Source organism: Micromonospora sp. I033 (assembly GCF_053890995.1).
Window position 1 is genome coordinate 1 of sequence record NZ_JBSSLX010000069.1, and the last position, 26,917, is coordinate 26,917.

24 protein-coding genes and 1 tRNA gene are annotated in these 26,917 nt (G+C 73.2%); 17 read left to right on the top strand and 8 right to left on the bottom strand.

Going from position 1 to position 26,917, the window contains the following annotated elements; genetic code table 11:
* Positions 1–20 precede the first annotated feature (20 nt).
* From ACW0Q9_RS14265 to ACW0Q9_RS14275, 3 genes are all read left to right on the top strand, one after another.
* Positions 21–1,553 carry an acyl-CoA carboxylase subunit beta gene (locus ACW0Q9_RS14265; RefSeq protein WP_456181457.1) on the top strand — a complete coding sequence of 511 codons (1,533 nt, stop codon included), beginning with the start codon at positions 21–23 and terminating at the stop codon, positions 1,551–1,553.
* A gap of 80 nt (positions 1,554–1,633) precedes the next feature.
* Positions 1,634–2,782: an acyl-CoA dehydrogenase family protein gene (locus tag ACW0Q9_RS14270; RefSeq protein WP_456181418.1), complete on the top strand. Its 1,149-nt coding sequence runs from the start codon at positions 1,634–1,636 to the stop codon at positions 2,780–2,782.
* 124 nt (positions 2,783–2,906) lie between these two features.
* Complete coding sequence (locus ACW0Q9_RS14275) at positions 2,907–5,732, top strand: ATP-binding protein (protein ID WP_456181420.1); 2,826 nt, start codon at positions 2,907–2,909, stop codon at positions 5,730–5,732.
* A gap of 227 nt (positions 5,733–5,959) precedes the next feature.
* Here ACW0Q9_RS14275 and ACW0Q9_RS14280 read toward each other — a convergent pair whose 3' ends face one another.
* On the bottom strand, positions 5,960–6,463 hold the full coding sequence (locus tag ACW0Q9_RS14280) for a MarR family winged helix-turn-helix transcriptional regulator (protein ID WP_456181422.1): 504 nt from the start codon (positions 6,461–6,463) through the stop codon (positions 5,960–5,962).
* A gap of 101 nt (positions 6,464–6,564) precedes the next feature.
* Between ACW0Q9_RS14280 and ACW0Q9_RS14285 the strand changes: the two genes are divergently transcribed.
* Together ACW0Q9_RS14285 and ACW0Q9_RS14290 are read left to right on the top strand one after the other, a co-directional pair.
* Positions 6,565–7,146 (top strand): YceI family protein, encoded by a 582-nt coding sequence (locus ACW0Q9_RS14285; protein WP_456181424.1) that lies wholly within the window; start codon positions 6,565–6,567, stop codon positions 7,144–7,146.
* 256 nt (positions 7,147–7,402) lie between these two features.
* On the top strand, positions 7,403–8,881 hold the full coding sequence (locus tag ACW0Q9_RS14290; RefSeq protein ID WP_456181426.1) for a glutamate--cysteine ligase: 1,479 nt from the start codon (positions 7,403–7,405) through the stop codon (positions 8,879–8,881).
* A 74-nt stretch (positions 8,882–8,955) separates the two neighbouring features.
* Here the strand turns inward: ACW0Q9_RS14290 and ACW0Q9_RS14295 are convergent, their stop codons facing one another.
* Positions 8,956–10,308 carry a hypothetical protein gene (locus ACW0Q9_RS14295; RefSeq protein ID WP_456181428.1) on the bottom strand — a complete coding sequence of 451 codons (1,353 nt, stop codon included), beginning with the start codon at positions 10,306–10,308 and terminating at the stop codon, positions 8,956–8,958.
* A gap of 94 nt (positions 10,309–10,402) precedes the next feature.
* On the opposite strand from ACW0Q9_RS14295, the gene ACW0Q9_RS14300 reads away from it, so the two are divergent.
* Positions 10,403–11,113 carry a PASTA domain-containing protein gene (locus ACW0Q9_RS14300; protein ID WP_456181430.1) on the top strand — a complete coding sequence of 237 codons (711 nt, stop codon included), beginning with the start codon at positions 10,403–10,405 and terminating at the stop codon, positions 11,111–11,113.
* 101 nt (positions 11,114–11,214) lie between these two features.
* The gene (locus tag ACW0Q9_RS14305; RefSeq protein ID WP_456181432.1) at positions 11,215–12,084 is read left to right on the top strand and encodes a PASTA domain-containing protein; all 870 of its coding nucleotides are present in this window, start codon (positions 11,215–11,217) and stop codon (positions 12,082–12,084) included.
* 3 nt (positions 12,085–12,087) lie between these two features.
* On the opposite strand, the gene ACW0Q9_RS14310 is transcribed toward ACW0Q9_RS14305, so the two are convergent.
* Positions 12,088–12,525 carry a hypothetical protein gene (locus ACW0Q9_RS14310; protein WP_456181434.1) on the bottom strand — a complete coding sequence of 146 codons (438 nt, stop codon included), beginning with the start codon at positions 12,523–12,525 and terminating at the stop codon, positions 12,088–12,090.
* 99 nt (positions 12,526–12,624) lie between these two features.
* On the bottom strand, positions 12,625–12,912 hold the full coding sequence (locus tag ACW0Q9_RS14315) for a hypothetical protein (protein ID WP_396871731.1): 288 nt from the start codon (positions 12,910–12,912) through the stop codon (positions 12,625–12,627).
* Between the two features lie 628 nt (positions 12,913–13,540).
* Here ACW0Q9_RS14315 and ACW0Q9_RS14320 point away from each other — a divergent pair.
* From ACW0Q9_RS14320 to ACW0Q9_RS14330, 3 genes are all read left to right on the top strand, one after another.
* The gene (locus tag ACW0Q9_RS14320) at positions 13,541–14,422 is read left to right on the top strand and encodes a helix-turn-helix domain-containing protein (RefSeq protein WP_189197556.1); all 882 of its coding nucleotides are present in this window, start codon (positions 13,541–13,543) and stop codon (positions 14,420–14,422) included.
* The gene (locus ACW0Q9_RS14325) at positions 14,392–14,613 is read left to right on the top strand and encodes a DUF397 domain-containing protein (protein WP_456181437.1); all 222 of its coding nucleotides are present in this window, start codon (positions 14,392–14,394) and stop codon (positions 14,611–14,613) included. Before ACW0Q9_RS14320 ends, ACW0Q9_RS14325 begins: the two co-directional genes overlap by 31 nt.
* Before the next feature lie 161 nt (positions 14,614–14,774).
* On the top strand, positions 14,775–15,176 hold the full coding sequence (locus ACW0Q9_RS14330; protein ID WP_456181439.1) for a hypothetical protein: 402 nt from the start codon (positions 14,775–14,777) through the stop codon (positions 15,174–15,176).
* Here the strand turns inward: ACW0Q9_RS14330 and ACW0Q9_RS14335 are convergent.
* Positions 15,144–15,746: a hypothetical protein gene (locus ACW0Q9_RS14335; protein WP_456181441.1), complete on the bottom strand. Its 603-nt coding sequence runs from the start codon at positions 15,744–15,746 to the stop codon at positions 15,144–15,146. The genes ACW0Q9_RS14330 and ACW0Q9_RS14335 overlap by 33 nt on opposite strands.
* 221 nt (positions 15,747–15,967) lie before the next feature.
* Here ACW0Q9_RS14335 and ACW0Q9_RS14340 point away from each other — a divergent pair, with 221 nt between their 5' ends.
* Complete coding sequence (locus tag ACW0Q9_RS14340; protein ID WP_456181443.1) at positions 15,968–17,977, top strand: S8 family serine peptidase; 2,010 nt, start codon at positions 15,968–15,970, stop codon at positions 17,975–17,977.
* A gap of 64 nt (positions 17,978–18,041) precedes the next feature.
* On the opposite strand, the gene ACW0Q9_RS14345 is transcribed toward ACW0Q9_RS14340, so the two are convergent.
* The 3 genes from ACW0Q9_RS14345 to ACW0Q9_RS14355 form a co-directional block, all read right to left on the bottom strand.
* Entirely contained in the window at positions 18,042–18,848 is an 807-nt protein-coding gene (locus ACW0Q9_RS14345) for a WecB/TagA/CpsF family glycosyltransferase (protein WP_456181445.1), read from the bottom strand.
* A complete protein-coding gene (locus ACW0Q9_RS14350) occupies positions 18,845–19,954 on the bottom strand; it encodes an NAD-dependent epimerase/dehydratase family protein (protein WP_456181447.1) in 1,110 nt (369 codons plus the stop codon). Before ACW0Q9_RS14350 ends, ACW0Q9_RS14345 begins: the two co-directional genes overlap by 4 nt.
* 71 nt (positions 19,955–20,025) lie before the next feature.
* A tRNA-Leu gene (locus ACW0Q9_RS14355) sits at positions 20,026–20,111 on the bottom strand.
* A 208-nt stretch (positions 20,112–20,319) separates the two neighbouring features.
* Here ACW0Q9_RS14355 and ACW0Q9_RS14360 point away from each other — a divergent pair.
* The 6 genes from ACW0Q9_RS14360 to ACW0Q9_RS14385 all read left to right on the top strand — a co-directional run.
* The gene (locus ACW0Q9_RS14360) at positions 20,320–21,108 is read left to right on the top strand and encodes an FhaA domain-containing protein (RefSeq protein ID WP_456181449.1); all 789 of its coding nucleotides are present in this window, start codon (positions 20,320–20,322) and stop codon (positions 21,106–21,108) included.
* A gap of 6 nt (positions 21,109–21,114) precedes the next feature.
* Entirely contained in the window at positions 21,115–21,600 is a 486-nt protein-coding gene (locus ACW0Q9_RS14365; RefSeq protein WP_091264705.1) for an FHA domain-containing protein FhaB/FipA, read from the top strand.
* On the top strand, positions 21,597–23,048 hold the full coding sequence (locus tag ACW0Q9_RS14370) for a PP2C family protein-serine/threonine phosphatase (protein ID WP_456181451.1): 1,452 nt from the start codon (positions 21,597–21,599) through the stop codon (positions 23,046–23,048). Before ACW0Q9_RS14365 ends, ACW0Q9_RS14370 begins: the two co-directional genes overlap by 4 nt.
* 85 nt (positions 23,049–23,133) lie before the next feature.
* Entirely contained in the window at positions 23,134–24,570 is a 1,437-nt protein-coding gene (locus ACW0Q9_RS14375; protein ID WP_456181459.1) for an FtsW/RodA/SpoVE family cell cycle protein, read from the top strand.
* Entirely contained in the window at positions 24,567–26,069 is a 1,503-nt protein-coding gene (locus tag ACW0Q9_RS14380) for a peptidoglycan D,D-transpeptidase FtsI family protein (protein ID WP_456181453.1), read from the top strand. The genes ACW0Q9_RS14375 and ACW0Q9_RS14380 overlap by 4 nt, the downstream gene beginning before the upstream one ends.
* Position 26,070: 1 nt before the next feature.
* On the top strand, positions 26,071–26,917 hold an 847-nt coding region (locus ACW0Q9_RS14385; protein WP_456181455.1), incomplete at its 3' end, for a serine/threonine-protein kinase.

The window sequence follows — 26,917 nt, forward strand, 5'->3', positions numbered from 1 at the left end:
CGGTGGCAACGGGAGTCGGCGTGACGCTCGACGGTGAGGCTCTGGAGCAGCTGCGCAAGCGCGCCAAGGCCGGCGGTGCGGACAAGTACCACGCGGCGAACGCCGCCAAGGGCAAGCTCTTCGCCCGCGAGCGGGTCGCGTACCTGGTCGACGAGGGTTCCTTCGTCGAGGACGGGCTCTACGCCAACGCCATGGCCGAGGGCCTGCCCGCCGACGGCGTGGTCACCGGCACCGCCACCATCGACGGCCGGCCGGTCTGCCTCATGGCGAACGACTCGACGGTGAAGGCCGGCAGCTGGGGCGCCCGGACCGTCGAGAAGATCATCCGGATCATCGAGCGGGCCTACTCGACAAGCGTGCCCATGGTCTACCTGGTCGACTCGGCCGGGGCCCGGATCACCGACCAGGTCGACCTCTTCCCCGGCCGCCGCGGCGCCGGCAAGATCTTCTGGAACCAGGTCCGCGCCTCGGGCTCGATCCCGCAGGTCTGCGCCCTGTTCGGGCCGAGTGCGGCGGGCGGGGCCTACATCCCGGCGTTCTGCGACGTGGTCGCCATGGTCGACGGCAACGCCAGCATGTACCTCGGCTCCGACCGGATGGTCGAGATGGTCACCGGCGAGAAGACCACGCTGGAGGCGATGGGCGGGGCCAAGGTGCACTGCGCCGAGTCCGGCGTCGGGCACTTCCTCTGCAAGACCGAGGCCGAGGCGCTCGACGTGGTCAGGCGCTACCTGTCCTACCTGCCGACCAACTGGACCCAGGCCCCGCCGGCCGCCGAGGCGACGCCGGCGCCGGACAAGGCCGACCTGGCCGCGCTGGTCCCGGCCAGCGAGCGGCAGGCGTTCGACATGCGCCGGTACGTCAAGGGCCTGCTCGACGAGGGCAGCTTCTTCGAGATCCAGGCGCTCTGGGCCAAGGAACTGACCATCGGCTTCGGCCGGCTGAACGGCGAGGTCGTCGGCGTGGTCGGCAACAACTCGATGTTCAAGGGCGGCGTGCTCTTCGTCGACTCGGCCGACAAGGCGACCCGGTTCGTGCAGCTCTGCGACGCGTTCAACGTGCCGCTGCTGTTCCTGTCCGACGTGCCCGGGTTCATGGTCGGCAGCGCGGTGGAGAAGCAGGGCATCATCCGGCACGGCGCCAAGATGATCACCGCGATCTCCGAGGCGACCGTACCCAAGATCTGTGTGGTGGTCCGCAAGGCGTACGGCGCCGGCCTGTACGCGATGGCCGGCCCGGGCTTCGAGCCGGACGCCACCATCGCGCTGCCCACCGCCAAGATCGCGGTGATGGGCGCGGAGGCCGCGGTCAACGCCGTCTACGCCAACAAGATCGCCGCGATCGAGGACGAGGACGAACGGGCCGCCTTCGTCGCCGCGAAGCGCGAGGAGTACGAGCGCGACATCGACATCGTCCGCCTCGCCAGCGAGCTGGTGATCGACGCCATCGTCGAGCCGCACGAGCTGCGCGCCGAGCTGGTCCGCCGGTTCGCCGCCGCGCGGGGCAAGGAGCGGCACTTCGCCCGGCGCCGGCACGGCGTCACCCCGGTCTGACCCGCCGACCCGCACCACCCGACCCGGCGTCACGAGCGCCCGGCGGCCCGTCCACACAGGCGTCCCATCAGGAGGATCAGATGGACTTCCGGCTCAGCGAGGAACAAGAGGCGCTGCGGGAGAGCGTGCGGGACTTCGCCCGCGAGGTGGTCGCCCCGGCCATCGCCGAGCACTACGAGCAGCACACCTTCCCGTACGAGATCATCCGCCAGATGGGCAAGATGGGCCTGTTCGGCCTCCCCTTCCCCGAGGAGCACGGCGGCATGGGCGGCGACTACTTCGCCCTCTGCCTGGCCCTGGAGGAGCTGGCCCGGGTCGACTCCAGCGTGGCTATCACTCTCGAGGCGGCGGTCTCCCTCGGCGCGATGCCGATCCACCGGTTCGGCACGGACGCGCAGAAGGCGCAGTGGCTGCCGAAGCTGCTCAGCGGCGAGGCCCTCGCGGGCTTCGGGCTCACCGAGCCGGGCACCGGCTCGGACGCGGGCGGCACGCAGACGCGGGCGGTACTGGACGGCGACGAGTGGGTGATCAACGGCTCGAAGGCGTTCATCACCAACTCCGGCACCGACATCACGTCGCTGGTCACGGTCACCGCGGTCACCGGCACGAAGCCGGACGGCTCGAAGGAGCTGTCCACCATCATCGTCCCGTCCGGCACGCCGGGCTTCACCGTGGCGCCCGGCTACTCCAAGGTCGGCTGGACCGCCTCGGACACCCACGAGCTGACCTTCGACGACTGCCGGGTGCCGGCCGAGAACCTGCTCGGCGAGCGCGGCCGGGGCTTCGCCCAGTTCCTGCGCATCCTCGACGAGGGGCGGATCGCCATCGCCGCCCTGGCCGTCGGCCTCGCCCAGGGCTGCGTCGACGAGTCGATCAGGTACGCGAAGGAGCGCGAGGCGTTCGGCCAGCCGATCGGCGCGTACCAGGCGATCCAGTTCAAGATCGCCGACATGGAGATGAAGGCGCACACCGCCCGGCTGGCCTACTACGACGCGGCCGCCCGGATGCTCGCCGGCGAGCCGTTCAAGCGGCAGGCGGCCATCGCCAAGCTGCACGCCAGCACCATCGCGGTGGACAACGCCCGCGAGGCCACCCAGATCCACGGCGGCTACGGGTTCATGAACGAGTACCCGGTGGCCCGGTTCTGGCGCGACTCCAAGATCCTTGAGATCGGCGAGGGCACCAGCGAGGTGCAGCGCATGATCATCGCTCGCGATCTCGGCATGTGAGCGGCGTCCGCCCGGGCCGGACCGGCCCGGGCGGGTCAGCCGTCTGTCGGATATCCGCGCTGGACGGTCGGCTGCCCGACGATGGGCTGTGGAGCGTCCGACCCGATCCGTACTCTTCGTGCCCATGACTCCCGATCATGATCGTTCGCGGAGCCCGGGTGGTCGTACCCAGCTGCCCGACCTGTTGCGCGGGCACCGGCTCGCGGCCGGCCTCACCCAGGCCGAGCTGGCCGGCCGGGCCGGCGTCGGCGTGCGGACCGTCCGCGATCTGGAGCGGGGCCGGGCCACCCGACCCCAGCGCACCACCGTCGACCTGCTCGCCGACGCCCTCAACCTGTCCGGTCCGGCCCGGCAGGAGTTCCTCACCGCGGCCCGGCCGGCCCCGGCCCAACCCGCCGCGCCCGGCCAGGCCGCGCGTCACCTGCCGGTCAGCGGTCCCGAGGGCGCCCAGCCCGCCGTGCCCGGCCAGGCCGCGCGCCACCTGCCGATCAGCGACCCCGAGGCCGGCGCGGCGGCGAGCCACCTGCCGGTCAGCGGTCGCGAGGCCGCCCAGACCGCCGTGTCCGGCGCGGGCCACCTGCCGGTCAGCGGGCCGGATGCCGGCGCGGCGCGGCATCTTCCGGTCACCGGCTCCGCCGCCGGCGATCCGGGTACGCCCATCGCGCTGCCCCAGCCGGTACCGCTGCTCGGCCGGGACCGGGACGTCGCCGAGGTGACCGCCCTGCTCTCCGCGCACCCGGTGGTGAGCCTGGTCGGGCTGGCCGGGGTCGGCAAGACCGCGCTCGCCCTCACCGTCGCCCACGCGGCGGCCGCCGAGCACCCGGCCGGCGTGGTCGGTGTGCTGGTGGGCGAGGGCTCCGACGCCGCCGACGTGCTCGCCGCCTCGGCGGCCGTGCTCGGCGTGAACCGGCTGGCCGACCTCTCCCGCCGGCTCGGCGGCCGGCCCGCGCTGCTGCTGGTGGACGCGGTGGAGCGGGCGCCCGGGCCGGTGGCCGAGGCGCTGCGCGCCCTGGTCGCGGCCGCGCCGGCGCTGCGCGTGCTGGTCACCGGCCGCCGTCCGGTCGGCCTTCCCGGCGAGCTGGTCCGGCCGGTCGCGCCGCTCGACGTGCCGCCGGCCGATCAGGAGCCGGCCGATCCGGCGGAACTGGCCCGCTGGCCGGCGGCGGCCCTGTTCGCCGCCCGGCTCGCCCAGGCGCGCCGCGAGCCGCCCACCCGGGCCGAACTGCCGGCGCTCGCCGCGCTGGTGCGCCGCCTCGGCGGGCTACCGCTGGCCATCGAGCTGATGGCAGCGCGCGGCCGGATCCTCGACGTCACCGAACTGCTCGACCGCTACGGCGACCGGGTCCTCGACCTGGCCGGCGCACGCCCCGGCTGGGAACCCGCCGACCCGGCCGCCGGCACGGTGACCCTGCGCGAGGCGGTGGCGACCAGCTACCACCTGCTGGCGCCCGCCGAACGGGCAGCGTTGCGCCGGCTCTCCGCCTTCGGCAACCGCTGGTCGGTGGAGCTGGCCGAGGACCTGCTCGCCGACGGCGGGGAGCGGCGGGACGCGGTTCCGCTGCTCGACCGGCTGCGTGAACTCGGGCTGCTCAGCGTGCGGGGCACCGGCCCGTTCCGGTTCCGCCTGCTGGACGCGGTCCGCGACTTCGCCGCCGAGCAGGCGGTCGTCGAGGGGGAGCTGACCGGCATCCGGCGCCGGCACGCGCTGGTCGTCGCCGGGCTGGTACGCCGGACCGCCCCGAACCTGGTCGGCGCGGAACTGCCCGCCGCCGTGCACCTGCTCGACGAGGCGACCAGCGACATCACCGCCGCCCTGGCGCACGCCGCCGAGGACGATCCGCTGACCGCGCTGCTCCTGGCGGCGGCGCTGCCCCGCTGGTGGCGGCTGCGCGGGCGGGACGTGTCCGGGCGCCGGTGGCTGCGCCGCCTGCTGGCCGACCCGCGTACCGCCGCCGCGCCGCCGGTGCTGCGGGCCTGGGCGCTGCTCGGGTCGGCCCGACTCGCCGCCGAGCACGGTGCCGGCGGGGCGGAGCTGCCGGCGGCCCGGGAGGCGCTGGCCATCTTCCGGTCGGTCGGGGAGGTGACCGGGGAGCTGTCCGCCCGGTCGGTGCTCTGCGTGCTCCTGCGCGGGGCCGGCACTCAGGGGGAGGCCCGGGAGCAGGCCGAGGCGGCGCTGGAGCTGGCCACCCGGCACGGCCGGGTCCGCGAGATGGCCGTCGCCCACCAGCACCTCACCTGGCACGACGTGCGGGTGGCGGACCTGGCCGGCGCGCGGCGCCGGCTGGCCACGGTCGACCGGCTGGCCACCCAGTGCGGGGAGCAGCGACTCCGCCTGCTGGCCCGGGCCGACCTGGCCGAGGTGACCCGGCTGGAGGGCAGGTACGTCGACGCGGTGGAGCAGGGCCGGCGGGTGGCGAGCGCCCTGGTCGAGCTGGGCGAGCCGGGCCGGTGGCGCCAGGTGGTCGGCACGGTCGGGCTGGCGCTCGCCCTGGACGGGCGGGTGGCGGAGGCGCTGGAGGTGCTGGCCGAGCTGCGGCCGTCGCACCGTGTCCCGGGGCAGCGCCGGCCGCCGGCCGTGGAGACGCCGGACCCACCCGGGGAGCACCGGGACGCGCCGCCGCAGGAGGCGGTCTGCGCGTTGATCGAGGGCCACCTGGCACTGCACCAGGGGGACCGGGAGTTGGCGGCCGAGTGGTTCGCCGCGGCGGCCGAGCACGCCGGCGGCGGGGAGCGGCAGGCCCGGGACGCGGCGGCCGAGCAGACGGCCGGCGGGGTGCGGCGGGATCTGGTCGAGGCGCTGGTCGGGCTGGCGGCGAGCACCGCCGACGTGGCGGTGCTGGACCGGCTGGAGCGGGCCTGCCGGACGACCGGCACCAGGCTGCTGCCCCGGGAGGAGGCCCTGCTCTATGCGCTGGTGGCCCGCCGGGGACGCGCGGTTCGGCGCGACTGAGGCAGGCGGGAGAGGAAGGCGCGGGGGTGGCGCGAGCGAAGAAGCCCCCTGGTGCTGCCCCTCGCTCTATCGCTCGCGCCCGCACCCCCCGGTGCCCCCCGCTGCCGGAAGCCTATCCAGCGCCTCCGGGCGGTTTGGCGGCTAAAACGGCATTATGTCCCAGTGTCCGGACGGTTCTGCCGGTCTTTCTGCCGGTGACCCGCACCAGCACCGGTGGAGTCGACGGGTCAGCAGCCGGCGGACTGCCCGGCGGGCGCCGGCTCGGTGCTGCCGGCGGTCGCCCCCGGGTGTACCGCGTCGCGGACCCGGCGCAGGCCGTCCAGGAGCGCCTCCAGCTGGGCCGGGGTGAGCTGACCGGTGAACCACTGCTCGATGATCCGCAGGTGCCCGGGCAGGGTCCCGTCCAGCCGGCTCAGGCCGGCGGCGGTGACCACCGCGTACGAGCTGCGCCGGTCGGAGGGACAGGCTCGGCGGCGGAGCAGGCCGTCCCGCTCCATCCGGTCGACCACGCGGGTGACGCCGCTGGTGGACAGGGAGGTCTGCGCCGCGAGGTCGGTCATCCGTAGCTGGTGACCCGGCGACCGGGTGAGCCGCATCAGCACCTCGAACTCGACCGGGGAGAGGCCGTGCTCCTCGAACTGGGCGGCGAACCGGGCCGACAGCCCGGCGCTGGCCTCGAACAGGAGGCCGATGGCGGTGATCCGGGGATCGTCGAACACGTTCTGGTCCACGCTGCCATCCTAGCAGTCCTTGACACAGGGAATATTGCTGTGCCTATAGTTGCTCAGTCAGTCGTTGGGCTACTCAATCATCTCCCCTGGAGGACAGCACCATGACCAGCAGCACCGAAGCGGTTACCCGCGACTGGGAGGGTCTCACCATCCCGACCGCCGGCACCTACCTGCTGGACGCGGCTCACAAGCGCGTCGGGTTCGTCGCCCGGCACATGATGGTCAGCAAGGTACGCGGTGAGTTCGCCGACGCCACCGCCACCATCACCGTGGCCGAGGACCCGATGCAGTCCTCGGTGACCGCCAGCATCCAGGCGGCCAGCATCAACACCGCCCAGGCCGACCGTGACGCGCACCTGCGCAGCCCGGAGTTCCTCGACGCCGAGCAGTTCCCCACCCTGGAGTTCCGCAGCACCGGCGTGAAGTCCCGGGACGGCAACGAGTTCGTCCTCTCCGGCGAGCTCACCATCAAGGGCGTGACCCGTCCGGTCGACCTGGACGTCGAGTTCGAGGGCGTCGGCCGCAGCCCGTTCGGCCAGGACATCTTCGGCTTCTCCGCGTCCACCGAGATCGACCGGGAGGACTTCGGCCTGACCTGGAACGTCGCCCTGGAGACCGGTGGCGTCCTGGTCGGCAAGAAGATCAAGATCGAGATCGAGGGCGAGGCCGTCCGCCAGGCCTGATCTCCCCGCGTACGACCCCACGGGCCCGCGCCGTCACCCGACGGCGCGGGCCCGTTCGTCGTACGCCCGGGTCGTGCGAATTGTCACGTGTTGTTCGCAGGTTGGCCGCGGTGCGGCCGGCGGCGGCTGGGTAGGAGTGCAGACCTGCGCCCGACCTCCGATCCGGCGGCCCGGGCGCACTTACGCACTCAACCTGAATGGTTCACAATGCGTTGCGGAACGGTACGGTTCCGTGGCGCCGGCGCCGGGAGGACAGATGGGCAGAGACGTCGAGCAGGGCGCCTTCTCCCGCGAGGACCGGGTCCGCTACCGGCAGAAGGTCCGGCGGTGCCTGGACGTCTTCGCCCTGATGCTGGACGACTTCGGCTTCGACGCCGACCGGCCGATGACCGGGCTGGAGATCGAGCTCAACCTGGTCGACGCCGCCGCCGAGCCGGCGATGCGCAACGACCAGATCCTGGCCGACATCGCCGACCCGCTGTTCCAGACCGAGCTGGGGCAGTTCAACCTGGAGCTGAACGCCTCACCCCGGCTGATCGAGGGGACCGGCTTCGCCGACTACGCGCAGGACCTGCGCAGCAGCCTCAGCCGCGCCGACGAGCGGGCCGCCAAGTCCGACGCGAAGATCGTGATGGTCGGCATCCTGCCCACCCTCACCGAGCGGCACCTGGTCGCCGACAACCTCTCCACCAACGAGCGTTACCGGGTGCTCAACGACCAGATCGTCGGGGCCCGGGGCGAGGACATCGAGCTGGACATCCGCGGCGTCGAGCGGCTGCGTACGCACACCGACTCGATCGCGCCGGAGGCCGCCTGCACCAGCCTCCAGTTCCACCTCCAGGTCGCGCCGGACAGCTTCGCCGACTACTGGAACGCCTCCCAGGCCATCGCCGGGGTGCAGGTGGCGGTCGGTGCCAACTCGCCGTTCCTCTACGGCCGGCAGCTCTGGGCGGAGACCCGGATCGCCCTGTTCCAGCAGGCCACCGACACCCGCCCCGACGAGCTGAAGGCCCAGGGCGTACGCCCCCGGGTGTGGTTCGGCGAGCGCTGGATCACCTCGATCTTCGACCTGTTCGAGGAGAACGTCCGCTACTTCCCGCCGCTGCTGCCGATCTGCGAGGACGAGGACCCGGTCGAGGTGCTGCACGCCGGCGGGGTGCCCCAGCTCGGCGAGCTGCGGCTGCACAACGGGACGGTCTACCGCTGGAACCGCCCGGTCTACGACATCATGGACGGCCGTCCGCACCTGCGCGTCGAGAACCGGGTGCTGCCGGCCGGGCCCACGGTGGTGGACATGCTCGCCAACGCGGCCTTCTACTTCGGACTCGCCCGCGGCCTCGCCGAGGCGGACCGGCCCATCTGGAGCCAGCTCACCTTCAGCTCGGCCGAGGAGAACTTCCACGCCGCCGCCCGGCGCGGCATCGACGCCGTGCTGCACTGGCCCCGGCTCGGCGACGTGCCGGTCACCACGCTCGTCCTCGACACGCTGCTGCCCGTCGCCGCCGAGGGGCTGGACCGGTTCGGCGTCGCCCCGGCCGAGCGGGACCGCCTCCTCGGGGTGATCGAGGAGCGTTGCCGCACCGGTCGCAACGGCGCCGTCTGGCAGACCGAGACGGTGTGGGCGGCCGAACGGCACCGCGGCATGGACCGGAAGGCCGCGCTGCACCACCTGGTCCAGCGCTACGCCGAGCTGCAACGCGGCAACGAACCGGTGCACACCTGGCCGGTCGACTGACCACCGCCGCAGGGCAGCCACTCCTTCGCTGACGCGGGCACGCGAGGCGTCCGTCCCCGTGCGCCCGGACCTGATCAGCGGTTGCGGCGGCGGGCCTTCGGTCCAGTGGTCGGCGCGGTCGTGCCGCTCTCCGAATCGGAGGAGCGCTCGCTCCCGACCGCGCTCTCCGCCGTCGCAGATCCTGCCGGTCCCGGCTCGCCGCCGGTCGGTGCCGGCGGGACCGGGTCGGCGCTGGCCGGCGAGCTGGACTCGGGCTTCCGCTGGGGCGGCACGGCCCGGCCGCGTCGGCCGGCGGAGCGCTCCGGTGCCGTGCTCGGGTCCGTCGCGACACGCGTGACTCCGGCCGTCACCGTGCCGCCGGAGGACGGATCGGTGCGCCCCATCGCGTCCACCGGCGTCGACTGCCGCACCCCGTCCACGGACGTGCCCGCGTGTACGGGGTCGGCGAGGTCTCCCGCGTCGCTGGCCTGTGCCGAGGCGGGGGCGGTGAACTCGTCCGGCTCGCCGGTGCGCTGGCGGGGCAGCCGCACGTCGGCGCGTTCGGTGGCGCGGCGGTCGGCCCGCTGGGCCAGCGCGGCCACCAGGGCCGAGCCGCCGACCCCGGCGATCACCGCGTACGGGGCGATCAGATGGGCCGACACCTGCTCGGCGGCGATCCCGGCGAGCCTCGGCACGGCCAGCAGGTACGCCAGCGCGACCAGCAACGGACCCGCCGCCCCGGAGGCCGCCGCCCCGACCCTCCGCTCCGGCGAGCGGACCGCCCGCCGGGCGGCCAGCACCCCGATCAGCAGCGCGGAACCGAGTGAGAGCAGCGCCCCGGGCCAGTAGAAGTAGTCGCGGATCCAGAACCGGCCGCTGTCCGCGCTGATCTGCCAGATGCCGAGCTGGGCGGTGGTCAGGCCACGGCCGGAGAGCACCCCGTCGACCACCGAGACCACGGCGAGCAGCCAGAGCCAGCCGGTGGTGGCGACGAGGTTGCTGGCGGCGGCCCGGGTGTGCAGCGCCCAGGTCGCCAGCAGCACCCCGAGCACCAGCCCGGCGGCGGCGTACCCGGCGGCCACGGCCTGCGGCGAGGACGTGTCCGGCACCCGCGCCGCCCGGGCCGGCACGGCCACCAGCAGCACGGTGATCAACGCGCCCACCCCGGCGGCGAGCGCCAGGCCGAGCCGGGGCAGGGCGCCCGCCGGCTCCTCGTCGTCCGCGCCGCGCAGCCGTTGGGCGCAGACCGCGCCGGCGATCACCGAGGTCGCGGAGATCCAGGTGGCCCAGGCGAGGCTGGCCACCCAGGCCGCCTCGACCCGGGCGGCGCCGGCCGGCGCCCAGTTGATGATGCCGAGCCCGTAGCCGAAGCCGAGCTGCGCGGCGCCCGCACCCGCGGCGACGCCGAGTGCGGCGGCGGTCGATCCTCCCCAGCCCCGTCTGGCCATGCCGGGGAGCGTAGCGTCCCGAGGTCGGCGCGGCGAGTGGTGACGGAGGCCGGACCGGCCGCGACCGGCTTGGTGGCGCCGGATACGGTCGCCGATGACTGAGGCGGGGGACGCGATGACGGACGAGGGTTACCCGGACCGGCAGCCGGGGGTACGCGAGGAAGCGGGGCCGGACCGGACCAGGCTGCTCCTCGGTGGCGGCCTGGCGATGGTCCTGCTCGCGGTGATCGGGGCGAGCGGCGGCTGGGTGCTGGCCGGTGAACCGTATCCGGCCATCCCGTCGCCGGCCGCGGCCCCGACCGCACCCTCCGTCGAGGCCACGACGCCCACCGCCGCACCGCCGAGCACCGCCGACGACCGGCCGACCGGTACGCGCACCACCACTCCCGCCGGCCTGACCGTGCCGGAGCTGGTGGGTACCGACTTCGAGCAGGCCCGGCGGGAGCTGCGGGACCGCAAGCTGGGCTGGCGGCTGGTGTTCGGCAGCGGCTCCGGCCGTGCCGTCGCGCGCACCTCGCCCACCCCCGGTACGCCCGTGAAGCGCGGCGTCACCGTCACCCTCTGGGTCGCCGGGCCGGCGCCCGCCGTCTCCGTGCCGGACCTGCTCGCCCAGAGCTGCGCCGACGCGGCCGACGACCTGGTGGCGGCGGGCCTCTACCCCCGCTACCGCACCGGCCGCGAGGGTCCGGTCACCGCGCTGGACCCGGCCCCCGGCAGTTCGGTCCGGTGGAACGATCCGGTTGCCCTCACCTGCGGCGACGAGCCCGCCACGACGCCGACCGCCAGCCCGCTCCCCGCCGGGTGACCGGCGGCCCGGCGCGCTGATGCCCGCCGATGGCCCGACGGACCGCTACCGTGGACGATCGAGGGCCAGGCCGCCCTGTCCCGGTGGGGAAAGGACGTGCGATGAGCGACGACCGTGAGGAGCCACCCGCCGGCGACCCGGACGCGACCAGAGCGCTACCTCCCGACCGGAACGGCGCCGGACCGGACGCCACCCGCGCCACGCCCCCCGACCACCCCGCCGGTCCGCAGGACGCCGACGCCACGCGCGCGATTCCGCGGGAGCCATCCGGCGCCACGGACGCCGACGCGACCCGGGCGATGCCGGCGGGCGGCGATGCGACCCGCCCGCTGCCTGGTGGGGGTGCCGGGGCGCGCCGGCCGATCGACGCCACCACCCGTCAGGAGCCGGTCAGCCCCGCCTGGTCGGGGCGCGCCGGAGTGCCGCCACCGCGCCCGGCCGGCTACCCGGAGCCCGGCACCGAGTGGTACAGCGAGGAGCAGGCGGGTCGGCGCTGGTGGATGCCGATCCTGCTGGGCCTGCTCGCGCTGCTGCTGATCGCGTTGATCGGCCTGGGGGTCTGGCTGGCTCTCCGCGCGGCGGATCGCGGCGCCGAGCCGGGCCTGTCGCCCACGGCCGTGCCGACCACCGCCCCGCGGACCAGCGCTTCGCCGAGCACGGCCGCGCCGACCAGTTCGCCGCCGAGCAGCCCACCGACCACCACGGCCGCCGCCGAGGTCCCGATGCCGCCGCTCGTGGGCCTGCCGGAGTCCGCTGCCCGGGCGGCCCTCGACCGGCTGGGCGTGGACTACCGGGTGCGGAGCCGGGCGTCGGACCAACCGGCCGGCACGGTGATCGACACGGACCCGGCAGCCGGGGAGCTGGTGGCCGAGGGGGACCGGGTCACCATCGTGGTGGCCGAGCCCGCGGAGGAGCCGACAACGGATGCGCCCACCACGACGCCTCCGCCGACGGCCACCGCGACGCGCTGACCGTCACCACTGGCGGCGTCGGGTGCCGACCAGCCCCAGCCCGGCCAGCGAGATGGCGAGGCCGAGCAGCCCCGAGTAGAAGAGCGACCGGCTGAGGTCGGTGGCGGTGGACGGGGCCTCGGCCAGCGCGCCCTCCCCGGCGCCGGGCTGGCCCGGGATCGACGAGGCGCCGTGGTCGCTGCCCGCCGCGCCGGCCGCCGGTGGATCGACCCACTCGGGCTCGTCCCCCTCCGGGTCGGTGGCCGCCCGGTTGCCCTCCCCGGCCACGGTGATCTCCGGAGCCGGAACCGGCTCGGTCAACTCCTGGGTCGCGGAGAAGGCGGGGTGGCGGACCACGAGCGCGAGTGCGGTCGCGGCGCCGAGGAAGACGAGGAGCCCGAGGGCGTAGCCGATACGGGAGCGGTGGTGCCGCCGCGCGGCGGGCAGATTGACCATGACCATCCCAGGTTCAGGGTCCGGAGCGCGCGGGGTGGAGCGTTGCCGGGGTGGGCGTACCGATTCTATGGCGGCGGCACGCCTCCCCGACCGGGAATCGTGAGGTCAGCCGACCCGTACCGGGGTCCGGGTCACCGGGCGGCGGGCCGTCCGGACGGTGTGCGGACGCGGGGCCGGCGCGGCCTGGCGGTGCCGCAGCCCCTCCTGCTGTACGAAGATCGACCGCCGGTTGACCGCGTCCCCCGCCGCGTTCAACTCGTAGCCGTCGAGCCAGAGCCAACCGTCGTAGGTCGGCCAGTCGAGCACCCGGATCACCCGGAACATGATCGGTCGGAGGAACTGGACACTCGCCGCGCGAGTCACGTGCAGTACGTCACCGGAGCGGGGAAGCACATGGGCTCCTGGGAAGGATCGGCCGGCGGGCGGGCCGGCGAGGCTGATCGGGGGGACGGGTCGGTCCGGTGACGGGGGATCTACCTCGTGGACCGGCGGATCAGTGGGTCGGTGCTGGTCGGGCCGTACCCGCGGTGGCGGACCGCCACCCGACCATCACCCGGCTGCTCCCGGTTACCGCTCCCGCCGCCACAGCCAGGCTGGCGTGCAGCGGCGGGGTCTTCACCCCGGGGCAGGTCGCAGGGCGCGGGACGGCTCCCCTCCCGCCGTCCCGCGGCCCGTGGTGCGACCACGCCCGGAGATCATGCGAAGACGGTGAGTAACCCGTGCCATACCGACAGAGTGCATCAGCGACGTGCTTCATGCAAGTTGCACGTCGACTTTTGCCGATACGCGAGCAGGACACGTGAACGGGACGCTTGAAGCCTCAGGTCCCGGGGCGGCACACTGGACGCCGGTTTCGCCCGACGCGGCCGGTCGACGACCGGCACCACCCCTGCCGCGAACGCTCGCCCGCCGTACGCCGGTCGCGCCCCCGGCGGGTGTGAAACCGGGCGCGACCGACCGGAGGTAGCCGGGTGCGTGCGAGGAGTGGGAATCCCCGTCCATCGACCCCTGGGGTGCCGTCGTGAGCGAGCGGCGCAGCCCGACCATCCGGCGTCGTCGCCTGGGGGCGGAACTCCGCCGGCAGCGGGAAGCTGCCGGCATCACCATCGAGACGGTCGCCGAGCAGTTGGAGTGTTCGGCCTCCAAGATCTCCCGTATCGAGACCGGTCACACCACCGCGACCCCGCGGGACGTGCGGGACATGCTGCGCATCTACGGGGTGGTCGGCGCCGAGAGCGACGAGCTGGTGCAGATCGCCCGCGAGGCCCGGCAGAAGGGCTGGTGGCATCCGTACAGCACGGTGCTGGTCGGGGCGTACGTGGGACTGGAGGCGGCGGCCAGCTCGATCCGGGCGTACGAGCAGCAGGTCGTGCCGGGCCTGCTGGAGACCGAGGAGTACGCGGGGGCGATGATCCGGGCCGCTCGGCCGGACTTCACCGCCGAACAGGTCGAACAGCGGGTGCGTGTCCGACTGGGCCGTCAGTCGTTGTTGACCCAGGACGATCCGGTCGATCTGTGGGTGGTGCTCGACGAGGCGGTGCTGAGCCGGCCGGTTGGCGGCGACGCGGTGATGCGTGGCCAGCTCAAACGGCTGGTGGAGGTGGCCGAACTGCCGAACGTGACGTTGCAGGTCCTGCCCTTCGAGGTGGGCGCGCACGCCGGCATGGACGGGACCTTCACGATCCTCAGTTTCCCCGAACCGAGTGATCCCGATGTCGTGTACGCGGAGAACGCCACGGGTGGGCTCTTCCTCGAGAAGAGCGACGAGCTACAGAAGTACAGCTTCATCTTCGATCACATTCGAGCAGCGGCCATTCGCCCGGAGGAATCCATCGCACACATCGCAAAACTGGCAGAGGAGCCGTTGTGGAAATGGCGACCAAGGAGTTCCCCGTGGACCTGACGCAGGCGACGTGGTTCAAGAGCTCGAAGAGCGGGCCGAACTGTGACAACTGCGTGGAGGTCGCGTATGTGACCGGGGCGGTCGGCGTCCGGGACTCGAAGGACAAGACGGGCCCGGCCCTGATCTTCGCCCCGGGTGACTGGCACGCCTTCGTCGCCGGCGCCAGGGACGGAGCGTTCGCCGGAAACTGAATCCGGCGACCCCGCCCCTCCAGAACGTGGTCCCGCCCGGCAGCGTCGCCGGGCGGGGCCATTTCGTCCGCGCCGCCGGCCGGTTCCGGCCACCCGTCGCCAGTTCCGTCCCGCGTCGTTGAACCGCACAGATCGGCAACCGAACGAGGCAGGCGAGACGGATGACGACGATCGGTTCAGAGAATCTGACCAACGGCCCGGGCAAGCCCGAGCGGTTCGGTGGCAAGTACCGGGGCGCGCGCCGGGACAGCGTCCTCACCGAGGTGGGCTCCGGCGAGGGCGAGATCGGCGGCCGGGACACGGCCGCCCCGGAACAGGCCGGCCCGCCGCTCTCCCTGCCGTCGCTCGACCCGAACCCGCTCACCGAGCCGTCCTTCCCGCCGACCGGCTGGCCGATGGAGCAGCAGGAGTCCCTGGTGGACCATCCACTGCTGCGGGGGCTGCTGATGGAGTTGCCGCCGAGGGGCAGCGTGCCGCCGCCCGGTTGGCTGGACCGCTGGTTCGAGGCGACCCGCGCGATCCTCGAACTGCTATACGTGCAGGGCACGAGCCGCCCGCGCTGACACCGCGGCGGCCGGTGGCAGCGCCCGCTCGGCGAGCCGGTTGTGCCGCAGGGCGTGGCGTACCCCGATCGTGATCACGCCGAGCACCGCGACGGTGATCGCCGGCCCGGCGACCGCCGGTGTCGAGAACAGGTCGACCCCCGCGGCCGGGAGCAGCGCCCCGAGCGCCGCCAGTGCCGTCACCTGGAGCGGCAGCCCGATGAGCGGGTGCGCCGCGGCGGCCCGCAGGCCGTGCGGGGCCGGGGTGTCCGGCGCGGTGGCGAACGCGCCCGCGCCGGCCCGCAGCCACCGGACGCGGCGTACCGTGCAGACCGCGACGACCAGCGCCGGGGCCGCCGCGAGGGTGAGCCCGGCGGCGGCCCGGTCGAGCACCGTCGTGCCGGCGCTCTGCAGGCCCACCGCCAGGACGGCCGCGGTCAGCGCCAGGCCGGTCAGCACCAGCGCGGACAACCATCCGGTACGCCGGCGCAGCGCGCGGGCGCGGTCCAGCCGGGGCAGCCCGTCCGCCACCACGCCGGCGGCCAGCCAGACGGCGGCGACGGGAAGCAGCACGGTGAGAGGCGCGTCCATGGTGTCAGCCTGGCCCGGATCGACGTCGACCGAATCCGGGACGGCACCCCGGTTCGTCCCGTACGCCCTCCCGTAGGGGTCATCCCGTCGACGTTATGGCGGATCCGGCATGTTCACAGTGTTTCAACAGTTGACCTAGCCTCTTTAACGATCGGTCAGTGTCGATCCGCCTGTGCCTCACCGGGCGGACGGTCCTGTGCCGGTCGGAGGGAGGTAGGGAGATGGGTCTCCCACACAGGTCCGTACTCGCCGGAGTGGCCGCCCTGACCATGCTCGCGGCCGCATCGCCCGCCGCGGCCGCCGAGCCCGCCGGCGCGATCCGCGCCGCCGGTGGTCCCACCGCGGTGGCCGACAGCTACATCGTCGTGTTGAAGGACAACGCCGTCGCCCCCAGCCGGGTCAGCGAGACCGCGCAACGGCTCACCGCCCGGCACGGCGGCACGGTCGCCCGCACCTGGCGCGCCGCGCTGCGCGGCTTCGAGCTCACCGTCGGGGCGAAGGCCGCCGCGCGCATCGCGGCCGACCCGGCCGTCGCGTACGTGGAACAGAACCACACGGTTTCCATCGCCGGCACCCAGACGAACCCCCCGTCCTGGGGCCTGGACCGCATCGACCAGCGGAACCTGCCGCTGAACAGCTCCTACACCTACCCGAACACGGCGAGCAACGTGCGCGCCTACGTCATCGACACCGGCGTGCTGTTCGGGCACAACGACTTCGGCGGCCGGGCCGTCTCCGGCTTCGACGCGGTCGACGGCGGCTCCGCCGACGACTGCAACGGTCACGGCACGCACGTCGCGGGCACTGTGGGTGGCTCCGCGTACGGGGTGGCCAAGGGCGTCCAGATCGTCGGCGTGCGGGTGCTCAACTGCCAGGGCAGCGGCACCAACGCCCAGGTGGTGTCCGGCATCGACTGGGTCACCGCGAACGCGGTGAAGCCGGCGGTGGCGAACATGAGCCTCGGTGGCTCCGCCAACAGCTCCATCGACACCGCGGTCACCAACTCCATCAACTCCGGCATCACGTACGCCGTGGCGGCCGGCAACGGCGACATCCTGGGCAACCGGCAGAACGCCTGCAACTACTCCCCGGCCCGGGTCGCGTCGGCCATCACCGTCGGGGCGACGCAGAACAACGACGCCGCCGCGAGCTTCTCCAACTACGGCACCTGCGTCGACATCCTGGCGCCGGGCGTCAACATCACCTCCGCCTGGTACACCGGCAACACCGCGACCAACACGATCAGCGGCACCTCGATGGCGTCGCCGCACGTCGCCGGCGCCGCCGCGCTGGTGCTGTCGGCGAATCCGTCGTGGACCCCGCAGCAGGTGCGGGACAGCCTGGTCAACAACGCCACTCCGAACGTGGTGACGAACGTGGGCACCGGCACGCCGAACCGGCTGCTCTACGTGGTCAACGGCACCACCCCGCCGCCGCCCAACGACTTCTCCGTCTCGGTCTCGCCCACCTCCGGCTCGACCGCGCCGGGCGGCTCGGTGACCGCCACCGTCGCCACCGCCACCACCAACGGCTCCGCCCAGTCCGTCAGCCTCTCCGCGAGCGGCCTGCCGAGCGGCGCCACCGCCTCGTTCAACCCGGCCACGGTGACCTCCGGCGGCTCGTCCACCCTGACCATCACCACCTCGGCCGGCACACCGGCCGGCACCTACGCGGTGACGATCAGCGGCACCGCGGCGTCGGGCACGAAGACGGCGACGTACTCGCTCACCGTCACGGGCACCGGCGGCTGCACCGGGACCGGCCAGAAGCTCGCCAACCCGGGCTTCGAGTCCGGCAGCGCCGGGTGGACCGCCACCTCCGGGGTGATCGGCCAGCACGGCTCGTCCGGCCAGCCGCCCCGCTCCGGCACCTGGAACGCCTGGCTCGACGGCTACGGCAGCGCGCACACCGACACGCTGGCCCAGTCGGTGAGCCTGCCGGCCGGTTGCACCTCGTACAGCCTGAGCTTCTGGCTGCACATCGACACGGCCGAGACGACCACCGGCACGGCGTACGACACGCTGCGGGTGCAGGTGCTCAACTCGTCCGGGACGGTGCTCGCCACGCTCGCCACCTACTCGAACCTGAACCGCAACACCGGATACGCCCAGCGGTCGTTCAACCTGGGCGCGTACGCCGGCCAGACCGTGCAGATCAAGTTCACCGGCGTGGAGGACTGGTCCCTCCAGACGTCGTTCGTCATCGACGACACGGCGGTGAACGTCTCCTGAGCCAACCTCTCCCACCGGCGTCCGGCGGTCCCCTTCGGGGTGGCCGCCGGACGTCGTGACGGGGTCAGACGTCGAAGCTGGCGGGGCGCCCGGTCGCCGGGGGCGGCGGGGTGGCCTTCCACAGGCCGGTCTTCTGGGCGGCCAGGCGGGCCAGGTAGGCCGGGTTGAGGATGACGTAGCGGCGCCAGAGCCGCTTCGGCTCCAGGCCGAGCCGCCAGAACCACTCCAGCCCGGCCCGCTGCATCCACGGCGGCGGGTTGCGCAGCAGCCCGGCGTGGTAGTCGAACGCCGCGCCGACGGCCATCAGCGGCATGTCCAGCAGCGGCCGCATGGCGTACGTGAAGATCTCCTGCCGCGGGCAGCCCAGCCCGACCAGGACGAGCCGGGCGCCGCTGGCCTTGATCCGGTCGGCGATCTCGGCGTCCTCGCCCGGCTGGAGCGAGCGGAACTTGGACGGCTCCACGCCGGCGATCTTCAGTGCCGGGAACTTCCGCTCCAGGGCCGGGACCAGGCGGGACAGGGTCTCCTCGGTGGAGCCGTAGAGGTAGACCGGCAGCCCCTCGTCGGCGAAGCGGGCCAGCACCCGGAGGGTGAGCTCCGGCCCGTAGACCCGGTCGGTGAGGCCGGCGCCGTGCAGCAGGTTGAGCGCCCAGCGCACCGGCTGCCCGTCGGGCGTGACCACGTCGAAGGAGTTGAGCCGGGCGTTGTGCGCCGGGTCGAGCACCCCGGTCATCACGCCGTGCACGGCCAGCGCGGTGAGCGCCAGCGGGCGGCGGTCCTGCGCCGCCGCCACCACGGCCTCGGTCGCCCGGGCGTAGTCGGTCGCGTCGACGAGTACGCCGAGCACGTTCCGCTTGGTGCCGGTGGTCATGCCTTCGGCACCCACTTGTCGACGTTCGCCTCGTAGATCTCGCGGAGGATCATCGGCACGTCGTAGGTGATCTTCCAGTTCGGGTAGTGCTCCTCGAACCGGGCCATGCTGCTGACGTACCACTGGTGGTCGCCGGTGCGGGCCTGCTCGACGTAGTTGATCTTCGCCACCCGGCCGGTGATGTCCTCGGCGATGCGGAACGCCTCGATGTGCGAGGTGTTCGAGTGCCGGCCGCCGCCCAGGTTGTAGACCTGCGCCGAGCGCGGCTCGCGGAAGAACGCCTCGAAGGCGGTGAGCACGTCCCGCGAGTGGATGGCGTCCCGGACCATCTTCCCCTTGTAGCCGTAGAGGTTGTACGTCCGGCCCTCCATCACGCAGCGCATCAGGTACGCCAGGAAGCCGTGCAGCTCGGCGGCCGAGTGCGCGGGGCCGGTCAGCGTGCCGCCCCGGAAGCAGGCGGTCTTCATGTCGAAGTACCGCCCGTACTCCTGGACCATCACGTCCGAGGCCACCTTGGAGGCGCCGAAGATCGAGTGCAGCGACTCGTCGATCGACATGTCCTCGGTGATGCCGTCGTACCAGTGGTGGTCCTCGGGCAGCTCGTAGCGGGTCTCCAGCTCGATCAGCGGCAGGGTGTTCGGGCGGTCGCCGTAGACCTTGTTGGTCGAGCAGTGGATGAACGGCGCGTCGATGGCGTGCCGACGGGTGTTCTCCAGCACGTTGAGGGTGCCGCCGGCGTTGACGTCGAAGTCGGTGTACGGCTCCTTGGCGGCCCAGTCGTGGCTCGGCTGTGCGGCGCTGTGGATCACCACGGCGATGTCCGAGCCGTACTTCTTGAAGACCTGCTCCAGGCCGTCCCGGTCCCGGATGTCGACGGCGTGGTGGGTGTAGGCGCGGCCCAGCTCGGCGGCGAGGCGGTCCAGACTCCAGGCGGTCGAGCCGTCCTCGCCGAAGAAGTACCGCCGCATGTCGTTGTCGATGCCGACCACGTCGAGGCCGAGGCCGGCGAAGTGCCGGGCCGCCTCGGAGCCGATCAGACCGCCCGAACCGGTCACCAACGCGACACTCACACGCCACTCCTGGTCCATCGGGGGCAGGGAAACCATCGGAGCATAGCGTGATGTCCGGCACGCCCCGATATGACGCGAGGGCCCCGCTGATTGCGGAGCCCTCGTCATGGTGGGGAAGGGGGGAGTTGAACCCCCACGCCCTTTCGGGCACACGGACCTGAACCGTGCGCGTCTGCCATTCCGCCACTTCCCCGTGGCTGACCTGCAACACCGTATCTCATCCCGCTCCCGCCGTCTGCGGCGGGTGCCCGGACATATTACGCTGATCCCGGTCATCGCCACGAGCGATCACCGTTCGTGGCGGACGAAACTTTAGCACGATCGCGGGGCTGGTCACGAACGGGCCGCCGGCAGCCGGCCGAGCGGCGTGTGAGCTGCGGAGGCGGTGTCCGGATACCATCATGGCCTCGGAACCCGAGGAGGAGCCGGTGAGCGTGCTGCAACGCTTCGAGAAGCGTCTGGAAGGCCTGGTCGAGGGGGCCTTCGCCAAGGTCTTCAAAGGGGTGGTCCACCCCGTGGAGATCCTCAACGCCATGCAGCGGGAGGCCGAGGCGCACAAGGCGATCCTGGCCGGTGGGCGCACGTTGGTGCCCAACCGCTACGTGATCGATCTCTCGCCGTACGACCACAGTCGGCTGGCGCCGTACGCCGCCGCGCTGGCCCAGGAACTGGCCCAGTCGCAGGCGGAGTTCATCGGCGAGCAGGCGTGGACGGTCTACGGCGACGTGATCGTCGAGGTCGAGCGTGGTGAAGGGCTGGACACCGGCATGTTCCGGGTCACCGCGGAGGTCTACACCGGCGGCGACGTCGCCCCGGTCTCCGCGCCCGGCGGCTACGACGCCGGTCCCGCCTACCCCGCCTACGACCAGGGCGGCGGCTACGGCCCGCCGCCGGGGCAGGGCGGTGGCCGCAACGTCCGCCTGGTCTCCGGCGACGGCCGCACCTACCCGCTCCAGATGGGCTCGACCGTGATCGGCCGCGGCGACCAGGCCAACCTGCGCCTGCCCGACGTCGGCATCTCCCGGCGCCACGCCCGGCTGGACTTCGACGGTGGCCAGGTCGTGCTGACCGATCTCGGCTCCACCAACGGCACGATGGTCAACGGCCAGCGCGTCTCCGCGGTCGCCCTCAACCCGGGCGACATGATCCAGCTCGGCACGACGACCCTGACCTTCCGCGTGGACGGCTGACCCCCGTTGCCGGAACTCGTCATCACCGTCGCCCGGTTCGGGTTCCTCATCCTGCTGTGGATCTTCGTGTTCACGGTGGTCGGGGTGATCCGCCGGGACCTCTTCGCGGGGGCCCGGTCGGGTCGCCTGGTGGCCGCGCCACGCGCGGTCGGGGCCTCGACCGGGCAGCCGGCGAAGCCGGCGAAGGTGAAGCGGGGCAGGGCGGCGCACCAGTTGGTGGTCACCGCCGGTCAGCTGGCCGGCACCCGGATCACCCTCGGCGAGGCCCAGATCACCATCGGTCGTGCCGAGGACTCGACCCTGGTGATCACCGACGACTACGCCTCGGCGCGGCACGCCCGGCTCGTGCCGCGCGAGGGGCAGTGGTTCGTCGAGGACCTCGGATCGACTAACGGCACCTACCTGGATCGCGCTAAGGTCACCGGACCAACCCCCGTCCCCCTCGGCGTGCCGATCCGGATCGGCCGCACTTCCCTCGAATTACGGCCATGACTCTGACCCTGCGCTATGCGGCCCACAGCGACCGCGGTCTGATCCGAGACGGTAACCAGGATTCCGTCTACGCCGGGCCGCGGCTGCTCGCCGTTGCCGACGGCATGGGCGGCATGGCCGCCGGTGACGTCGCCAGCAACATCGTCATCGGTGCCATGGCGCCGCTCGACGAGGACGTCCCCGGGGACGCCCTCGTCGACGCGTTGCGTTCGGCCGTCGGCACCGCCAACCAACAACTCCGCGACACCGTGGACGCCAACCCGCAGCTGGAGGGGATGGGCACCACGCTCACCGCGACCCTCTTCTCGGGCAGCAAGCTCGGCATGGTCCACATCGGTGACTCGCGGGCCTATCTCCTGCGCAACGGTGAGTTCGCCCAGATCACCAAGGACGACACGTACGTGCAGATGCTCGTCGACGAGGGCCGGATCAGCGCGGAGGAGGCGAGCAGCCACCCCCAGCGCTCGCTGCTCACCCGCGCGCTCGACGGCCGGGACATCGACCCGGAGTACAGCGTCCGGCAGGTGCTCCCCGGTGACCGCTACCTGATCTGCTCGGACGGTCTCTCCGGCGTGGTCAGCGCGGACACCATCGCCGACACCATGCGCGAATACACCGACCCGCAGCAGTGCGTGGAGCGCCTGGTGCAGCTCGCCCTGCGCGGCGGCGGCCCGGACAACATCACGGTGATCATCGCCGACGCCACCGACCAGGACATCGTCGAGGCGTCCCCGATCGTGGGCGGCGCCGCGGCCCGCGACCGCGGCATGGCCACCTCGGCCGACGTCTCCACCCCGGCGGCCCGCGCGTCGGCGCTGTCCGCTCCCCGGGCGCCCGCGCCCGAGGAACCGGTGGACACCCGCGACGACGAGTCCGATCGGCGCGGCCGGCACCCGCTGCGCACCGTGGCGATGGTGCTGGCGCTGCTGGTCATCGTCGGCGGCGGCCTCTACGGCGGGTGGAGCTACACCCAGCGGCAGTACTACGTCGGCGCCACCGACGACGGGCAGCTCGCCGTGTTCCGCGGGGTTCCGGGCCAGGTCGCCGGGCTCGACCTGTCCAGCGTGCACGCGACCAGCGAGGCCGAGCTCGACGACCTCACCCTGGCCGCTCAGGAGCAGGTCAAGCAGGGCATCCAGGCCAAGAGCGAGCCGGACGCCGAGCGCCGGCTGGCCGAGCTGACCAGCGACGACCCGGCCAACCCGAACCTCAAGCCGCTCTGCCCGCCCAGCCCGACGGCCGGTCCGGCCAGCCCGACCCCGTCCGCGACCGGCAGCTCGCTGGCCCCGGCGGTCAGCGGCAGCGCCGTCCCGCCGGCCACGGCCTCGGCCTCGGCCTCGGCCGCCGCGGGGCCGACGCCGACCCCGACGCCGACCACCACGCCCGACGCCGTCCCCTCCGACACCGTTCCGCCGGTCGACCCGGCCGGCTGCCGGTCGCCGGAGTGAGCGCCGGCTCGATCCCGAGGACGCATCCGTGACCGCAGCCGCCGCACCGGCAGCCTCGCCCGCCTCGACGGGCGAGCAGCCCGGCGTGCGCCTGGCCCGGTCCCGGCGAAACGCCGAGCTGTCCCTGCTGCTGCTCGCCATGGTCCTGGTGGCGGCGTACGCGGCGACGGTCGAGGCGAACGTGCTGGACACGGTCACCCCGGACTTCTGGATCCCGGCCGCCGCGCTGGGGCTGGTATTCCTGGGCCTGCACCTGGTGATCCGCTGGCTGGCGCCGTTCGCCGACCCGGCGCTGCTGCCCGCGGTCGCCCTGCTCAACGGGATCGGCGTGGGCTTCCTGCGCCGCTACGACCTGGCCGAGGCCGCCCCGGAGCAGCGGGAGACCCTGGCCATCTTCGCCGGCAACGGCGGGCAACAGCTCGCCTGGACGCTCGGCGCGGTGGTGCTCGCCGCGGGGCTGCTGGCGATCATGCGAGACCACCGCTCCCTGTCGCGGTACGCGTACACGCTGGGGTTGGCCGGCATCGTGCTGGTGATGATCCCGGCGGTGCTGCCGGGGCGGTTCTCCGAGCGGAACGGGGCGAAGCTCTGGATCATCGTGCCCGGGCTGGGGCAGATCCAGCCGGGTGAGTTCGCCAAGCTCACCCTGCTCGCCTTCTTCGCCTACTACCTGGTTCGCAAGCGCGAGGTCCTCTCGCTGGCCAGCCGCCGGGTGCTCGGCGTCGACTTCCCGCGCGGGCGGGACCTCGGCCCGGTCCTCGTGGTCTGGATGATCAGCCTCCTGGTCCTGGTCTTCGAGAAGGACCTGGGGACCTCGCTGCTCTACTTCGGCATGTTCGTGGTGACGCTCTACATCGCCACCGAACGGGTGAGCTGGCTGCTCATCGGCCTGATCCTGTTCTTCGGCGGCGCCTACCTGGCGTACGTGCTGGGCAGCACGGTGGGTGGCCCGTTCGCCAACTTCTACGACCGGGCGCAGATCTGGCTGGACCCGTTCGCCGAGCCGTACGACCGGGGCTACCAGCTCGTCCAGGGCCTGCTCACGCTCGGCACCGGCGGCCTGTTCGGGGCCGGCCCGGGTGGCGGCCAGCCCACCCTGCTGCCCGAGGTGCAGACCGACTTCATCTTCGCCGGCATCGGCGAGGAGATCGGCCTGTTCGGCCTCTCCGCGCTGCTGGTGATCTATCTGCTGATCGTCGAGCGGGGCCTGCGGGCCGCGCTGGCGGTCCGGGACTCGTTCGGCAAGCTGCTCGCCGGCGGCCTGGCCTTCACCCTGGGCCTCCAGGTCTTCGTCATCGTCGGCGGGATCAGCAAGCTCATCCCGCTGACCGGCCAGACCACCCCGTTCCTCTCCGCCGGCGGTTCCTCGCTCATGGCCAACTGGCTGCTGATCGCGATCCTGCTCCGGGTGTCCGACGGCGCCCGCCGCCCGGTCACCGGGAGCGGCCCGGCGGCGGCCCGGCCGTCGGGTGGCCCGCCGGAGCAGCTGCACGGTGCTCCCACGGAGGTGATCCGGCCGTGAACGCACCCCTGCGCCGCGTCGGCGTGGTCGTCATGATCCTGTTCGGGCTGCTCTTCGCGAACCTGAACTGGATCCAGGGCTACAAGGCCGACGAATACCGCAACAGCGACTACAACGGCCGCGTCCAGGTCGCCGAGTACGAGCGCAAGCGCGGCAACATCGAGGTCGGTGGCACGGCGGTCGCGCTCAGCAAGGAGACCGACGGCAAGCTGAAGTTCCAGCGCAGCTACCCCGGTGGGGCGATGTACGCGCACGTGCTCGGCTACAAGCCGGTCAACCTGGCCGACACCGGCATCGAGCGGCTGGAGAACGACTTCCTCGCCGGCACCAGCGACCAGCTCATCGCCAACCGGATCAAGGACATGTTCACCGGCGACCAGACCGGTGGCGGCAACGTGCTGCTGACCCTCTCCAAGCGGGCCCAGGAGACGGCGTACAAGCAGCTCAACGACAACCAGGTCGGGGCCCGGCGGGGTGCGGCCATCGCGATCGACCCGCGGACCGGGGCGGTGCAGGCCCTGGTGTCCATGCCGAGCTTCGACCCGAACCCGCTGGCCAGCCACGACACCACCGAGGCCACGGCCGAGTACAACCAGCTCGACAAGGCCAAGGACCGGCCGCTGGCGAACCGGGCGCTCGCCGAGACCCTGCCGCCCGGCTCCACCTTCAAGATCGTGGTGGCCGCGGCGGCGCTGGAGAACGGCGTCGGCCAGCAGACCGAGATCCCGGCCGGGGCGAGCTACACGCCGCCCACCTCGGGCCAGCCGATCCGCAACGCCGCGCCGTCGATCTGCCCGGAGTCCCAGGTGACCCTGCGGGAGGCGGTCACCGAGTCCTGCAACACCGGCTTCGCCCAGCTCGGCGTCCGGCTCGGCGCGGACAAGATCAAGGAGAAGGCCCGCCAGCTCGGCTTCGAGCAGGAGGACCTCACGGTCGGCGAGTCCGGCGAGAAGGGCGGGCTGCCGGTGGCGGCCAGCCGCACCGGCGAGATGACCGCGCCGGGGGGCGGTACCGACCCGGCGGCCCTGGCCCAGTCCTCCATCGGTCAGCGCGACGTGCGGATGACCCCGCTCCAGGGCGCGCTGATCGCCGCCACGGTCGCCAACGACGGCAGCCAGATGCGGCCGTACCTGGTCAAGCAGCTGCTCGGACCGGACCGCACCACCGTCTACGACGCCGCGAAGCCGCGCGAGCTGCGCCGGCCGATCAGCGACCAGGTCGCCGGCGACCTGCGGGACATGATGGTCAACGTGGTGAAGGAGGGCACCGGCCGGAAGGCCGCCATCGACGGCTACACCGTCGGCGGCAAGACCGGCACCGCCCAGTCCGGCCCGAACACCCCCGACCACGGCTGGTTCATCGGCTTCGCGCTGGACCGGAACGGCACCCCGGTCTCGGCCGTGTGCGTGGAGCTGGAGCAGGCGGGCAGCGGCGGCAGCGCCGAGGCGGCCCGGATCGGCGGCCGGATCATGGCGGCGGCCATCGCGGAAGGCCGCTGAGATGCTCAGCCCGGGGGTGCAGCTCGGCAACCGCTACCGCCTCGACGAGCGGATCGCCAGCGGCGGCATGGGTGACGTGTGGCGCGGCACCGACCAGGTGCTGGGCCGCACGGTCGCGGTCAAGAGCCTGCTCCCCGCCCTGCTCGACGAGCCGGGCTTCGCCGAGCGGTTCCGCGGCGAGGCGCGCACCATGGCCACGATCAACCATCCGGGCGTGGTCGACGTCTACGACTTCGGCAGCGACCAGCAGATCGCCTTCCTGGTGATGGAGTACGTGGAGGGCGACGCGCTCTCCTCGACGCTCAGCCGGGTCGGCCGGCTCACCCCGGCCCGCACGATGGCGCTGCTGGCCCAGGCCGCCGACGCGCTGCACGCCGCCCACGAGAAGGGCATCGTGCACCGCGACGTGAAGCCCGGCAACCTGCTGGTCCGGCCGAACGGCACGCTGGTGCTCACCGACTTCGGCATCGCCCGCTCCGACCTGGTCGGCCAGCTCACCGCCGCCGGCTCGGTGCTCGGCACCGCCTCGTACATCTCGCCCGAGCAGGCCACCGGCGCGGTCGCCACCCCCGCCTCCGACGTCTACGCGCTCGGCGTGGTCGCGTACCAGTGCCTGGCCGGCCGGCGGCCCTTCGAGGGGGACAACCCGCTCGAGATCGCCATGAAGCACGTGCGCGAGGCACCCCGGCCGCTCCCCGGTGACATCCCGCCGCAGGTCCGGGCCATCGTCGAGCGGGCCCTGGCGAAGGACCCGGCGGCCCGCTGGCCCAGCGCCGCCGCCCTGGCCAGCGTCGCCCGGCAGGCCAAGCTCGCCCTGTCGCAGCAGGCGCGGGGCGGTCACCCGATCT